This is a genomic window from Streptomyces sp. TRM70350 (assembly GCF_019219825.1).
Taxonomy (GTDB): Bacteria; Actinomycetota; Actinomycetes; order Streptomycetales; family Streptomycetaceae; genus Streptomyces.
Genome location: NZ_JAHUXH010000001.1, coordinates 389,001 through 401,062 on the forward strand (window position 1 = coordinate 389,001; position 12,062 = coordinate 401,062).

The 12,062-nt window shown below is 73.1% G+C and carries 15 protein-coding genes and 2 pseudogenes; 6 read left to right on the forward strand and 11 right to left on the reverse strand.

What is annotated here, in order from left to right:
- Positions 1 to 85: 85 nt before the first annotated feature.
- The 3 genes and pseudogenes from KWI83_RS01735 to KWI83_RS01745 all read right to left on the reverse strand — a co-directional run bounded on the left by KWI83_RS01735 (position 86) and on the right by KWI83_RS01745 (position 1,473).
- Positions 86 to 783: pseudogene (locus KWI83_RS01735) on the reverse strand (response regulator).
- 60 nt (positions 784 to 843) lie between these two features.
- Positions 844 to 1,166: pseudogene (locus tag KWI83_RS01740) on the reverse strand (ATP-binding cassette domain-containing protein); the annotation flags it as partial.
- 79 nt (positions 1,167 to 1,245) lie between these two features.
- A complete protein-coding gene (locus KWI83_RS01745; RefSeq protein WP_218512419.1) occupies positions 1,246 to 1,473 on the reverse strand; it encodes a hypothetical protein in 228 nt (75 codons plus the stop codon).
- 476 nt (positions 1,474 to 1,949) lie between these two features.
- Here KWI83_RS01745 and KWI83_RS01750 point away from each other — a divergent pair, with 476 nt between their 5' ends.
- Both KWI83_RS01750 and KWI83_RS01755 read left to right on the forward strand, forming a co-directional pair.
- A complete protein-coding gene (locus KWI83_RS01750; protein WP_218512716.1) occupies positions 1,950 to 2,348 on the forward strand; it encodes a MarR family transcriptional regulator in 399 nt (132 codons plus the stop codon).
- A 105-nt stretch (positions 2,349 to 2,453) separates the two neighbouring features.
- Positions 2,454 to 3,695, forward strand: a complete 1,242-nt coding sequence (locus KWI83_RS01755) for an amidohydrolase (RefSeq protein ID WP_218512420.1) — start codon at positions 2,454 to 2,456, stop codon at positions 3,693 to 3,695.
- Here the strand turns inward: KWI83_RS01755 and KWI83_RS01760 are convergent.
- The 6 genes from KWI83_RS01760 to KWI83_RS01785 all read right to left on the reverse strand — a co-directional run bounded on the left by KWI83_RS01760 (position 3,688) and on the right by KWI83_RS01785 (position 7,180).
- The gene (locus tag KWI83_RS01760) at positions 3,688 to 4,506 is read right to left on the reverse strand and encodes an SAM-dependent methyltransferase (RefSeq protein WP_218512421.1); all 819 of its coding nucleotides are present in this window, start codon (positions 4,504 to 4,506) and stop codon (positions 3,688 to 3,690) included. The genes KWI83_RS01755 and KWI83_RS01760 overlap by 8 nt on opposite strands.
- Before the next feature lie 66 nt (positions 4,507 to 4,572).
- Entirely contained in the window at positions 4,573 to 5,223 is a 651-nt protein-coding gene (locus tag KWI83_RS01765) for an endonuclease (RefSeq protein ID WP_218512422.1), read from the reverse strand.
- Positions 5,220 to 5,552 carry a DUF3140 domain-containing protein gene (locus KWI83_RS01770; protein ID WP_218512423.1) on the reverse strand — a complete coding sequence of 111 codons (333 nt, stop codon included), beginning with the start codon at positions 5,550 to 5,552 and terminating at the stop codon, positions 5,220 to 5,222. Before KWI83_RS01770 ends, KWI83_RS01765 begins: the two co-directional genes overlap by 4 nt.
- Positions 5,553 to 5,587: 35 nt before the next feature.
- Positions 5,588 to 6,067, reverse strand: a complete 480-nt coding sequence (locus tag KWI83_RS01775) for a Dps family protein (protein WP_218512424.1) — start codon at positions 6,065 to 6,067, stop codon at positions 5,588 to 5,590.
- Complete coding sequence (locus KWI83_RS01780) at positions 6,064 to 6,327, reverse strand: WhiB family transcriptional regulator (protein ID WP_218512717.1); 264 nt, start codon at positions 6,325 to 6,327, stop codon at positions 6,064 to 6,066. The genes KWI83_RS01775 and KWI83_RS01780 overlap by 4 nt, the downstream gene beginning before the upstream one ends.
- 43 nt (positions 6,328 to 6,370) lie before the next feature.
- Positions 6,371 to 7,180, reverse strand: a complete 810-nt coding sequence (locus KWI83_RS01785) for an alpha/beta hydrolase (protein WP_218512425.1) — start codon at positions 7,178 to 7,180, stop codon at positions 6,371 to 6,373.
- Between the two features lie 205 nt (positions 7,181 to 7,385).
- Here KWI83_RS01785 and KWI83_RS01790 point away from each other — a divergent pair, with 205 nt between their 5' ends.
- Entirely contained in the window at positions 7,386 to 8,573 is a 1,188-nt protein-coding gene (locus KWI83_RS01790) for a thiolase family protein (RefSeq protein WP_218512426.1), read from the forward strand.
- A gap of 284 nt (positions 8,574 to 8,857) precedes the next feature.
- Entirely contained in the window at positions 8,858 to 9,631 is a 774-nt protein-coding gene (locus KWI83_RS01795; protein WP_218512427.1) for a sulfite exporter TauE/SafE family protein, read from the forward strand.
- Between the two features lie 6 nt (positions 9,632 to 9,637).
- Here KWI83_RS01795 and KWI83_RS01800 read toward each other — a convergent pair whose 3' ends face one another.
- The gene (locus tag KWI83_RS01800; protein ID WP_218512428.1) at positions 9,638 to 10,465 is read right to left on the reverse strand and encodes an HAD-IIA family hydrolase; all 828 of its coding nucleotides are present in this window, start codon (positions 10,463 to 10,465) and stop codon (positions 9,638 to 9,640) included.
- A gap of 112 nt (positions 10,466 to 10,577) precedes the next feature.
- Between KWI83_RS01800 and KWI83_RS01805 the strand changes: the two genes are divergently transcribed.
- Positions 10,578 to 10,943: a VOC family protein gene (locus KWI83_RS01805; RefSeq protein ID WP_218512429.1), complete on the forward strand. Its 366-nt coding sequence runs from the start codon at positions 10,578 to 10,580 to the stop codon at positions 10,941 to 10,943.
- Positions 10,944 to 10,953: 10 nt separating this feature from the next.
- Here the strand turns inward: KWI83_RS01805 and KWI83_RS01810 are convergent, their stop codons facing one another.
- Entirely contained in the window at positions 10,954 to 11,109 is a 156-nt protein-coding gene (locus tag KWI83_RS01810; protein WP_256361610.1) for a hypothetical protein, read from the reverse strand.
- Positions 11,110 to 11,307: 198 nt separating this feature from the next.
- On the opposite strand from KWI83_RS01810, the gene KWI83_RS01815 reads away from it, so the two are divergent.
- A complete protein-coding gene (locus KWI83_RS01815; RefSeq protein ID WP_218512430.1) occupies positions 11,308 to 12,048 on the forward strand; it encodes a cobalt-precorrin-6A reductase in 741 nt (246 codons plus the stop codon).
- Positions 12,049 to 12,062: the final 14 nt, after the last annotated feature.

Genomic DNA, 12,062 nt, shown 5'->3' on the forward strand with positions numbered 1-12,062 from the left:
GGTGCGGGTGAGGTGGGGGGATTGCCGCAGCTGCCACAGCGTACCGGCCGAGGGGCGGCGCTCATGATCACCCGTACGGATGGCCTCACGAACGCGTCTGCGCGTACCCGTTCCGCCAGGCCCACGCCGCGATCTCCACCCGGTTCCGGGCGGCCAGCTTGAGCTGGACGCTGGACAGGTGCGTCTTGACCGTGGAGAGCGAGACGTAGAGCTCGGCGGCGATCTCTGCGTTGGTGCGGCCGAGGGCGACCTGGCGGACGACGTCGAGCTCGCGCTCGGTGAGCGGTTCCGGCAACGGTGCGGGGCGCGGGGGCTCCGGCGGCTGCTGGGCGGTGGCCGTGACGTGCTTGAGCAGGCGGACGGTGACCGACGGGGAGACCAGGGAGGCACCGGCCGCGGCGGCCCTGACCGCCTCCGCGAGGAGGGTCGGCCCGGAGTCCTTGAGCAGAAACCCGCAGGCACCGCCGCGCAGCGCCCCGTACACGTACTCGTCGAGGTCGAACGTCGTCACCACGACCACCCGAACGGGTCGGCGACCCCCGGCCCGGCCGGCAGCCGCGTGGCCTCCAGCCCGTCCAGCTTCGGCATCCGGATGTCCAGCAGACATACGTCCGGCCGCTCCCGCCGCGCCAGCGCCACGGCCTCCTCCCCGTCGGCGGCCTCGGCGACCACGGTGAGGTCGGGCTGCGCGTCGAGGAAGAACCGGAAGCCGGTACGGACCATGTCCTGGTCGCCGGCGATCAGCACCCGGATGGGCTTGCTGGGCGGGGCGGGGGTGGTCATGGGTCGATCATCCCTCACCCGCGGTCAACGGCGGGCCGCCCACCGACGGCCCTCTCTCGACGGGCTGGAGGGGCGCCGCGCCCGCTCGACAGCCTGTTTGCGCGAAACGCCCTCCAGCATCAGGGGCAGGGCGACGTCTTCCTCGGCGGGCAGCTCGGGCAGCAGCCGGCCGGACTGGAACACGAATCCGAAGCGGCTCCGGCGCAGGGCGCTGAGCCGGTTCTCGCCGAGCGTGTCGATGCGCTCGCCGCCCAGCAGAACCTGTCCGCCGTCGGGGAGATGATCCCGGCCAGGGTGTGCAGCAAGGCCGACTTGCCGGAGCCCGAGGGACCCGTGATCGCCAGCGAGCCGCGCTCGCCGACCGCGACGTCCACCCCGGCCAGCGCGGTGGTGGACCGTCGCCCGTCCTGCCCGTACCGGTAAGGGTGGCGCCGGCCACGGCCTTCAGGCCGGTCGGGCAGGTCACGCCGTGACCTTGGTGCCGACCCAGGGCAGCGGGTGGTACTTGCTCTGGGCGCGGCCCGCGATGATCCGGCCGGACAGGGACTTGTGGCCGTCCACCGACACCGTGCTGGTGTCGTCGAGCCGGGTGGTCGACTCCGTGCCGGACAGGATGTAGGTGCCGACTGCGCCGAGCGCGACCCCGGCGGTCGCGCCGCCGACCAGGCCGACGAGGAGCGTGCTCTGCATGACGTGCTCCGAGATCGCGAGGAACGATGTGGCTTCAGCCTCGCCCGCGAGCACGCCCGCCCGCCTCGGCCGTCCGGCCAGGGTTCACGGCCCGCCCCTCGGCCCTTCGGTCGATCCCGCAGGTCCGCTCGCCTACCGTGATCCTCAGTGCGGAGGCGTCCGGTGCGGGCGCCGGTGGTGGTCGGCAGGACGAGGGCGCGCCCTCGAACATGCCGCCGACCCGGCCGCCGTTCGCCCGGACTTCATCGATGACCTGCTGGTTCAGCTCAGCCGCGGTGACGGCCGTTGTGCAGGCATGGCTCAGGACCCTCCGATAGCATGAGGGAGGCACCTATTTTGCTTCGAAAGCAAATAAACTTTGTCAGCAAAAGTGTTGAGGGGGTGGTTGGCCCGTGTCAACCGAACCCGCGGACCCAGGAGTCCGCGACGGCACCGGCCCGGACGTCGACGACGCGGTCCGCGCGCTGCTCCTGCTGATGCCGCGCATGGCCGGGCGGGCGAAACGGATCCCGGTCCCGCCCGAGTTCCAGTCGCTGTCCCTCGCCCCGCGCCATCTCTCCCTGCTCGCCTACCTCCTCTTCGACGGCCCGATGAGTGTCAACGAACTGGCCGCCCACCTGGAGGTGGCCCCGACGACGGTGAGCCTGATGGTGGGCGAGCTGAGCCGGAAGGGCATCCTGGAGCGGCGTGAGGACGACGAGGACCGCCGCCGCAAGATCGTCAGCATCGCCGACACGCACCGCGACGCGATCAGCGGCTGGCTGGGCCGGGGCGCCGGTGCCTGGCGCAAGGCGCTCGCCCCCCTGACGGCCGAGCAGCGCCGCATGTTCATCGACACCCTGGCCGCCTACGAGGCCGCCCTCGGGGAGGACTGACCGGCCGCGCGAGCACGCGGCAGGATGACACCGCAGCCCCCGCCCCAACACCCGCACGCGACGCCCGTTGCTGAGCGTGCCCACGTCGGAGGAGAAGGAAGCAGCATGAGCGAACCGGCCGCCGCAGCACGCCTCACCCTCGAACTCACCGCCGGCCTCAAGCCCGACGGCCTGGAGGATTTCTATCGCGACCTGCACCGCCACCCCGAACTCGCCTTCCAGGAGCACCGCACCGCCGCCCAGCTGGCCGGCCGGCTGCGCGCGGCGGGATACGAGGTGACGGAAGGGGTCGGCCGTACCGGCGTCGTCGGCGTGCTCGCCAACGGGGACGGCCCGGTCGTCTGGCTGCGCGGCGACATGGACGCGCTGCCCGTGCGGGAGGCGACGGGCCTGCCCTACGCCTCCACCGTCGACGGCGTGATGCACGCCTGCGGCCACGATCTGCACGTCACCTGGCTGACCGGCGCCGCCGAGGCGCTCGCGGCCGGCCGGGAGACCTGGTCGGGCACGCTCGTGGTGGTCGGGCAGCCCGCGGAGGAGTCCGGCGGGGGAGCGGCGGCGATGGTCGCGGACGGGGCGCACGAGCGTTTCCCGCGCCCCGATGTGCTGTTCGGCCAGCATGCCGCGCCCGGTCTCGCCGGGTTCTACCCGCACACCCCGGGCCTGATCATGTCGGCCTCCGACGACATCGACGTCGTCGTGCACGGCCTCGGCGGCCACGGCTCACGCCCCGAGTCGACCGTCGACCCGGTGGTGACCGGCGCGTACATCGTCACCCGGCTGCAGTCGGTGGTCTCCCGCGAGGTCGCGGCGGCGCAGTCGGCGGTGCTGACGGTGGGACAGTTCCACGCCGGTACGCGGGCCAACATCATCCCCGCCGAGGCCCGGCTCGCCCTGAACCTGCGCACCCAGGACCCGGAGGTGCGCGAGCGTGTCCTGGCCGCCGTGCGCCGCATCGTCACCGGCGAGTGCCAGGCAGCCGGATGCCCGCAGCCACCCGAGATCACCGTCCACCCCGGCTATCCCAACACCGTCAACGACGCCTCCCTCGACGAGGAGATCGCGTCCGTGCACCGCGAACTGTTCGGCGCCCCCTCGGTGTTCGACTTCGGCCCGGCGATGGGCAGCGAGGACTTCTCCCTGCTGGCGCCGGCGGGAGTGCCGTACGACTACTGGTACGTCACGACGACACCGGCCGATGTGTGGGAGGCGGCCCCGGGCGAGGGCCTGTTGGAGCGGCTGGGAAACGTCCCCAGCAACCACAGCCCGCTCTTCGCGCCGGACCTCTCGGTGCTCGTGCCGGGCGTGCAGACGCTGGTGTCGGCGGCGTTGAGCCGGTTCAGCTAGCCCGCTTCCGGCCGACCCCTCCGTACAGTGAGACCGGCCCCGGGCCGATGTCCGACTCGCCCTCCGCCAGTTCGGGGCGCCAGTCCGCCACCGACACGATCCCGGGGTCGACGAGCTCCAGCCCCTCGAAGAAGCGGCCCATCTCGGCGTGGGAGCGGGCCACCAGTGTCACCCCGCCCTCGGCGTAGGCGGCGATGCCCCGGCGGACGTTCTCCGGCTCGAAGTCGGCGGTCATCGCGGACAGGACCAGGCAGCTGCCCGGCGCCAGCGCGTCGACGAGGGTGGCCACCAGGTCGTGGGCGCCGTCCTCGTCGGCGATGAAGTGCAGCAGCGCGATGAGGGACAGGGCGACCGGCCGGTCGAAGTCGAGGACTTGGGCCGCCTGTTCGAGGATGGCGTGCGGCTCCCGGGCGTCCGCCTGCACGTAGTCCGTGGCGCCCTCCGGAGTGCCGCGCAGCAGGGCGGTGGCGTGGGCGAGGACGATCGGGTCGTTGTCGACGTAGACGACCCGCGCGTCCGGCGCGGTGGCCTGGGCGATCTGGTGCAGGTTGGGTTCGGTCGGGATGCCGGAGCCGATGTCGAGGAACTGGCGGATTCCCGACTCCCGGGCCAGCAGCCGCGTGGCCCGCTGCATGAACCAGCGGTTGCTGCGGGCCGCCCGCGGGGCGCCGGTGTCGATCGCCATGATCCGTTGGCCGAGCTGCTCGTCGACCGGGTAGTTGTCCTTGCCGCCCAGGAACCAGTCGTACACCCGGGCCGGGTGCGGCTTCGTCGTGTCGATCCGCCGGACTGCCGACTCGGTCCCGGTCACACGCAGCTCCTCCACTCGACGGCCCGGGTGTGATCCCGGGCATGACGAGCGGCAAGTCTGACACGATCACGCGGCGCGGCGGAGGCTGTCTTCGGCCACCTCCTTGTCCAGCGCAGCCCGCACCAACGCGGCGGCGAGCACGGCCGGTTCGGCGTCACCGGCGAGCTTCAGCAGGCGGTCCGGATCCTTGGGCAGGCCGAGCCGCTCCGCCCCGGACAGCGCCTTGGCGTCCAGGTACGGAGCGGCTTCGGGCCATACGCGCTGGGCCTCGCGCAGGAAGATGTCGGCGCCCGTGGGCCCCACGCCGGGGATCTCCTGGAGCAGCCGCCGCAGTATGGGCACCTCGCCGCCGGCCTCCTCGCGCAGCCGTCGCAGATCGCCGCCCCATCGCTCGGTCAACAGCTCGGCGCCGTCACCGAGTTGGGTGGCGGTGCGCTCGTCGTAGCGCCGGTAGCCGCCCCGGCCCAGGGCGTCCACCCGGTCCTGCCAGTCGGCCGCGGCCATCCGCCGCGGGTCGCGCAGCCCCGCCTCGTACAGGGCACGCGCGGCCGCGACGGCGACCGAGGCCCGGATCCGGGCGCTGAGCAGCAGCGACAGCACCTGGAGCCGGTACAGCGGCTGCGGCGTGTTCCGCAGCCGGATGCCCGCCTCCTCGGCGTACGTCCGGCCGTGCGCGGTCAGCAGTTCGCGTACGACGCGCTGCTCATGGCCGCTCATGGCTTCAGCGGGTCGTGGCCCAGCGTCATCAGCCGGTGCCGGTGGCGGGTCTGCTCGGGCTCGGGCTCGTTCTCCACGTCCGCCTGGGCGTTGACCGTGTCCACCACCTCGTACATCACCCGGATGTCGTCGTCGGTGAGATCGGTGCGCCGCTTCTGCAGGATCGCGAGCACGTGCTGCCCGGTGGGTGTGCCGGCCTGGTCCGGCAGCGGCTCCGCGTCCTCGTCGGCGTCGCGGACCCGCAGCCAGGCGGCCAGCTCCTGCGAGGTCATGTTCACCGCGCGGTGGAAGTCCTCCCACAGCGCGTCGAGTTCGAGGGCGTCGGTCATGGGCCCTCCCTTCGTACGAGGGTGCTGCGGGGCGGTCAGTCGCGCGGGGCGTTCTCCGCCTCGAACATCCAGCGCTGCTTCTCCAGCTCCGCGGTGATGGAGATCAGCAGGTCCTGCGTGACCGGATCCGGCTTCTCGGTCGCCTCGATCCGGGACCGCAGCCCGCCGATCGCCGCTTCCAGCGCCTCCGCCATCACCTGGACGACCTCGTTGTCACGCAGCCAGCCGTCCTTGGGGCCGGGCAGCGAGAAGCGGGCGGCGATGGTCTCCGGGCGGCCGTCCGGCGGGGTGCCCAGCGCCGCGGCGCGCTCCGCCACCGTGTCGGCGAAGCCGCGGGCGGCCGCGACCACCTCGTCCAGCTGGAGGTGGATCGAACGGAACCGGGGCCCCACGATGTTCCAGTGCGCCTGCTTGCCGGTGAGAGACAGTCCGAGCAGGTCCACCAGGGTCTCCTGGAGCGCGTCGCAGGCGACCCGGCGGGCGTCGTCGGGCAGAGTGCTCCTTACGACGGTCATGGTGCGTTTCTCCCTGTCATGTCGTCCCTGGTCCTTGACGTACGGAGCAGCGCGGCGCGTTCGTGCTCGCCGGTCCCGCCCCACACACCCGAGGTCTGCCCACTGCTCAGCGCGTAGTGCAGACACTGGGTGATCACCGAGCACCGGGCGCAGACGCGCTTGGCGGCCGCGATGTCCCGGAGCGCCGGTCCCGTCGTGCCCACGGGGAAGAACAGTTCGGGGTCCTCACCCACGCAGGCGGCTCGCCGCAACCACTCCATGCGGGCGCGGGTGCCCCGGGCGAACCGGTGCAAACGGCGTGTCTCAGCGTGCGAGCGCCTTGTCCAGGAATCGGGTCACGTCGGTGAGGACCTCCGCCTTGTTCGTCTCGTGGAAGACCTCGTGCCGTGCGCCGGGATAGATCCGTTCGGTCAGGGTGTCCCCGCTCAGCCGCTCCACACCGACCCGGCTCCCGGCGAGCGGCACCAGCCGGTCGTCGTCCCCGTGCAGCCACAGCACCGGCAGCCCGCCCACGTCCCCGCCCTCGGCCACGTCCTGAAGGGTCCGGGCGAACGCCTCCAGCGTCGGCCGCTTCATCGGGCCGTGCCACACCAGCGGGTCGGTGGCATAGGCGGCCCCGACGGCCGGATCGCGGGACAGCGCGGCCGGGTTGATCGGGATGTCGGGGACCACGTCCTGGGCGAGCAGCCGTCCCGGTGTCTCCCAGGCGCCGATCACGGGCCCCGACAGGACGAGCGCGGCCAGTTCGTCACCGTGCCGCTGGGCGTAGCGGGCCGCGATCAGGCCGCCCATGGAGTGCCCGATCAGCACGAGCGGCAGATCCGGGTACGCCGACCTGGCCAGCTCGGCGACCGCGTGCAGGTCGGTGACGACGTCCTCGAAATCCTCGATCAGCACCCGCTCACCCGCGGACCTGCCGTGCCCCATGTGATCCGGGCCGAGAACGGCGGCCCCGTGCGCCAGCAGGACCTCGGCCACGCCCTCGCACCGGCCGATGTGCTCGCCGTAGCCGTGCGCGACGAGGGCCAGGCAGGCCGGATCCGGGTGCGGCCACTCGCGGGCGGTGAGCGTGCCCCGGGTTCCGGTGAGGACCTGCTCGCGGGCGTCGGCCATGGTTCCTCCGGCTGCGTCGGTGAAGGCTTCCGGGGATCTTCCCGGTCCCGGGGATCTTCCCGGTCTCGGGGATCTCCCCGGTCCCAGGGATCACCCCGCTCCTGCGGATCTTCCCAGGGCGGGGCCCGGCGGTCTATAGTTCGAAACTAGCAGCGCTAATTAACCTTCGGAGCCGCTGATCCGGCTCCCGGTCAGGAGTCCTGTCGTGCGTCCCGTCCACTTCGCGGCCGCCCGCCGCACCCCCATCGGCAAGCTGCGTGGAGCCCTGTCCTGCGTACGGCCCGACGACCTCGCCGCGACCGTGATCCGCGGCCTCGTCGCCGACGTGCCCGCGCTCGACCCGGCCCGCATCGACGACGTCTACTGGGGCGCCGCCAACCAGGCCGGCGAGGACAACCGCAACGTCGCCCGCATGGCCGCCCTGCTCGCCGGACTCCCCGAGTCCGTCCCCGGCGCCACCGTCAACCGCCTGTGCGCCTCCGGCCTCGAAGCGATCACCCTCGCGGCCCGCACCATCGCCGCGGGCGAGGCCGACATCGTGCTCGCGGGCGGCTCCGAGTCGATGAGCCGCGCCCCCTTCGTGCTGCCCCGCCCCGACGAGGCCCTGCCGCACCGCATCGAGACCGCCGACACCCGCCTCGGCTGGCGCCTGGTCAACCCGGCGATGAAGGAACTGCACGGCCTGCTGTCCATGGGCGAGACCGCGGAGGAGGTCGCCGAGCGGTACGGCGTCCCGCGCGAACGCCAGGACGAGTTCGCGCTGCGCAGCCACCGGCTGGCCGCCGACGCGCGCAAGAACGGCCACTTCGACGACGAACTCCTGCCGGTGCAGCGCCCCGACGGTGTGGTGGTCGACAGCGACGAATGCGTCCGTGAGGACACCTCGTACGAGAAGCTGGCCCGGCTGAAGCCCGTCTTCCGCGAGGGTGGCACGGTGACCGCGGGCAACGCCTCCCCGATGAACGACGGTGCCGCGGGGCTCCTCCTGGTCGGCGAAGAGGCGCTGAACGAGCTGGGACTGGAGTCGCTGGGCCGGTACGTCGCCGGGGCGTCGGCCGGCGTCCACCCGGACGTGATGGGCATCGGCCCGGTCCCCGCCACGCAGAAGGCGCTGGCGCGCGCCCGGTGGAGCGTCGGCGACGTCCAGGAGGCCGAGTTCAACGAGGCGTTCGCCGCCCAGGCCCTGGCCTGCGTGGACCGGCTCGGCATCGACCCCGACCTGGTCAACCCGAGCGGCGGCGCGATCGCCCTCGGCCACCCGCTCGGCTGCTCCGGCGCCCGCATCCTGACCACCCTGCTGCACCGGATGCGCCGCACGCGCGCGGGGCGCGGGTTGGCGACGATGTGCGTGGGGGTGGGACAGGGGAGCGCGGTGCTGGTGGAGAGGCGCTAGGTGCGCGGAGGTCGAGCACGGCCTGCGGGACAGCGGCGCGACGCTGCTGCTGTGCCACCCGGCGCAGGCGCAGACGGGCACCGCCGCCGCGCGGGCCGTAGGCGTCCAGGTCGTCACCCTGGGCGCCGACTCCAGCGGCACCTGTGCGCGGTCGTCGTACCGGCCCCGGGCGTGGAACCCGACGCCGCCGGGATCAGCGAGCGGCTCAAGGAGCACCCCGCGGGGGCCACCTGGCGAGACACTCCTTACGGCGCCCGATGCATGGACATAGCATCGGTGCCCGCATGGACACGATGACGCTCTGGCACATCACCGGCTGGGAGTTCGCCGCCCTCGCCTTCGCCGCGCTCCTGGTCGGCTTCTCGAAGACCGCCGTGAGCGGGGCCAACACGGTCAGCCTGGCCATCTTCGCGGCGGTGCTCCCGGCTCGCGCCTCCACCGGGGTGCTGCTGCCGGTCCTGATCGCCGGGGACGTGCTCGCCGTCCTCACCTACCGGCGGCACGCCCACTGGCCCACGCTGTGGCGGCTGTTCCCGGCGGTCGCGGCGGGGGTCGTGGTCGGCACGCTGTTCCTGGTGTGGGCCGACGACGAGGTGGTACGGACGTCGATCGGGGCGATCCTGCTGCTGATGGCGGGCGTGACGGTGTGGCGCCGACGTGCGGGGGAGGCGGCGGCGGAGCCGGAGTCGGTGACCAGCAGGGCGGGCCGGGTGAAGGCTCGTTCGTACGGCGTCCTCGGCGGCTTCACCACGATGGTCGCCAACGCGGGCGGCCCGGTGATGTCGATGTACCTGCTGTCGGCGGGCTTCCGGAAGCTGGGGTTCCTGGGCACGTCGGCGTTCTTCTTCCTGATCGTCAACGTGTCCAAGGTGCCCTTCAGCGCGGGGCTCGGGTTGATCGACGGGCGGTCGCTGCTGCTGGACGCGGCGCTCGTGGTGTTCGTGGTGCCCGGCGCGCTGATCGGCAAATGGGCCGTGAGCCGAATCAACCAGCGGTTGTTCGAGCAGCTGGTGATCGCGGCGACGGTGGTGGGCGGCGTACAACTGCTGCTGCGGTAGCCGCCCTCAGCGCCTCTTGCTCAGCCCCAGGAGCGACGGTACGTCGGCGAAGGAGTCGACCACATGATCGGGCGTGCCCCCGGCCGCCCGGTGCGTCTGCGGCAGATACTTGCCGGTCTTCACCAGCACCCCCGTCACCCCGGCCCGCTGGGCGGCGAGTACGTCGGACTCGATGTCGTCCCCCACCATCACGGCGTCCGCCGCGCTCACGCCCAGTCGGCCCAGCGCAGCCTCGAAGAACGCGGCCGACGGTTTGCCGGTCACCTCGGCCTCGGTACGCGCGGCCTGCTCCAGCCCGGCCAGGAACGCCCCGGTGTCGAGCTGCAGGCCGTCCTCGGTACGCCAGTACAGATTGCGGTGCATGGCCACGAGCCGCGCCCCGCGCTGAAGGTGCCCGAACGCCCGGTTGAGCGCCGTATAGGTGAACTCGGGCCCGGCGCCACCGACGACCACGACATCCACCGACGCGTCGGCACCCTCGGTACCCTCGGCCTCCTCCGCGTCCGTGTCGTCCACCAGGCTCACGCCCTCCAGGTCCTCCCGGATGTCCCCGCTGTTCAGCAGCGCGCACCGCGCCCCCGGGAAGCGCTCGGCGAGATGGGCGGCGGTGACGGCCGGTGCGGTCAGAATGTCCTCGGCCGCCACCGGGAACCCCACGTCCGCGAGCGTCCCGGCGATGGACGCGCGCGTACGGGACGTCGTGTTGGTCACCAGGGCGACCGGCAGTCCGGCGTCCCGGATCTCCCGCAACGCCTCGACCGCACCGGGCAGCGGCTGCCACGAGACGGTGAGAACGCCGTCGATGTCGATGAGCACGGCCCGCACCGAGTCCATGCCTGGACGATAGCCACTCGAGTGCGGCCCGTCCGGTCCCGGCGGATGATGGAGGAGGTGCTGTGGCCCGATCGGTCCCACCGGGCGACGCCCCCGCGACGGGAGACAGGTGATGGCAGGCGAACCGTCCTTCTTCGAAATCGGCGTGGCCGACCCCGAGCGCGGGCGCGCCTTCTACGCAGCCCTCTTCGGCTGGACCCTCGAACCCGCGCCGAGCGGACGCGGGTTCACCGTCGGCACCGACGGGCTGCCGGGCGGGATGCACGGCGGTGACGAGGGCGCGTCCCCGTATCTCTTCTTCCGCGTCGACGACATCGAGGCCGCGACCGCCAAGGTGCGTGAACTGGGCGGCACGGTCCAGGACATCGGCGAGGAGGGGGAGGAGGACCCTGAATCCGTCGCCCGGTTCGGCCGGTTCAAGCTGTGCCGTGACGACCAGGGCTCGTCCTTCGGCCTGCACCAGCCGCCGGGCGGGTGACCCGGCAGAGTCACGGCGCCCAGTGCGCCAGCCGGCCCAGCGCGGACGCCGTCCGAGCGAACCCCCGGTCCCCGAGCAGCGCGCGCAACTCACCGTTGAAGCGATCGATCTCGGGCTGGGCGGCAGGCAGCGCGGCCGACCCGGCAGCCGTCAGTTCCAGCACCACGGCACGGTGCTCCCGCGGATGCGCCCGCCGGGTGACGACACCATCGACTGCCTGCGGCCCGCCGTCGGCACAAGGTGACCCGGCGCGGGCTCCTGCGGGAGGGGCGGCGGCTCTTCGCCGCGCGGGGTTACGCGGCGGTGGGCCTGTCGTGCAGTGCGGCGACGCGGGCGGGCCGCCGCACCTCGTACTCTCGACGCCATGTCCCGTCACGTCCTGATCCTCGGCGGCACCACCGAGGCCCGCGAACTCGCCGCCGCACTGGCCGCCCGCGCGGATGCACGGGTCACGACGTCGTTGGCGGGGCGGGTGTCGCGGCCGGGGGCGGTCGAGGGCGACCTGCGGATCGGGGGGTTCGGCGGAGCGGAGGGGCTGGCCGGGTGGCTACGCGTCCACGACGTGTCCGCTGTCGTCGACGCCACGCATCCCTTCGCCGAGGCGATCACCGCGAACGCGGCCCGGGCCGCCGCCCTGACCGGCGTCCCGGCCGTCGTGCTGCGCCGGCCGGGCTGGCGGCCGGGGCCGGGGGACGACTGGCACCCGGTCGCCTCGCTGGACGCGGCCGCGGAGCTGCTGCCGCGACTCGGCCGCCGGGTCCTCCTCACCACCGGCCGCCTGGGCCTCGCCGCCTTCGCCCATCTGGCGGAGCTGTGCTTCGTCGTACGGTCCGTGGAACCGCCCGAACCCCCGATGCCGCCGGCCTCCGAACTCGTCCTCGCCCGGGGCCCGTTCACCGTCGCCGAGGAGTCGGCGCTGCTGCGGGAGCACCGGATCGACGTGATCGTCACCAAGGACAGTGGGGGAGAGGCGACGGCCGCCAAGCTCACGGCGGCCCGTGAACTCGGCGTGCCCGTCGTCGTCGTACGCCGCCCACCGCTGCCGTCCGGCGTGACGGCGGTGGCCGACGTACCAGGGGCCCTGGCGTGGCTCGGGTCCGGCTGACGAGGGGCTTGCGG

What these genes read in the sequence shown, in the direction of transcription:
- KWI83_RS01795 (WP_218512427.1), top strand. Translation starts at nt 8,858, where the DNA reads ATGGACACGATGACGCTCTGGCACATCACCGGCTGGGAGTTCGCCGCC.
- KWI83_RS01815 (WP_218512430.1), top strand. Translation starts at nt 11,308, where the DNA reads ATGTCCCGTCACGTCCTGATCCTCGGCGGCACCACCGAGGCCCGCGAA.
- KWI83_RS01785 (WP_218512425.1), bottom strand. Translation starts at nt 7,180, where the DNA reads ATGGCCGACGCCCGCGAGCAGGTCCTCACCGGAACCCGGGGCACGCTC.
- KWI83_RS01775 (WP_218512424.1), bottom strand. Translation starts at nt 6,067, where the DNA reads ATGACCGTCGTAAGGAGCACTCTGCCCGACGACGCCCGCCGGGTCGCC.
- KWI83_RS01755 (WP_218512420.1), top strand. Translation starts at nt 2,454, where the DNA reads ATGAGCGAACCGGCCGCCGCAGCACGCCTCACCCTCGAACTCACCGCC.
- KWI83_RS01805 (WP_218512429.1), top strand. Translation starts at nt 10,578, where the DNA reads ATGGCAGGCGAACCGTCCTTCTTCGAAATCGGCGTGGCCGACCCCGAG.
- KWI83_RS01765 (WP_218512422.1), bottom strand. Translation starts at nt 5,223, where the DNA reads ATGAGCGGCCATGAGCAGCGCGTCGTACGCGAACTGCTGACCGCGCAC.
- KWI83_RS01745 (WP_218512419.1), bottom strand. Translation starts at nt 1,473, where the DNA reads ATGCAGAGCACGCTCCTCGTCGGCCTGGTCGGCGGCGCGACCGCCGGG.
- KWI83_RS01770 (WP_218512423.1), bottom strand. Translation starts at nt 5,552, where the DNA reads ATGACCGACGCCCTCGAACTCGACGCGCTGTGGGAGGACTTCCACCGC.
- KWI83_RS01750 (WP_218512716.1), top strand. Translation starts at nt 1,950, where the DNA reads ATGCCGCGCATGGCCGGGCGGGCGAAACGGATCCCGGTCCCGCCCGAG.
- KWI83_RS01800 (WP_218512428.1), bottom strand. Translation starts at nt 10,465, where the DNA reads ATGGACTCGGTGCGGGCCGTGCTCATCGACATCGACGGCGTTCTCACC.
- KWI83_RS01780 (WP_218512717.1), bottom strand. Translation starts at nt 6,327, where the DNA reads ATGGAGTGGTTGCGGCGAGCCGCCTGCGTGGGTGAGGACCCCGAACTG.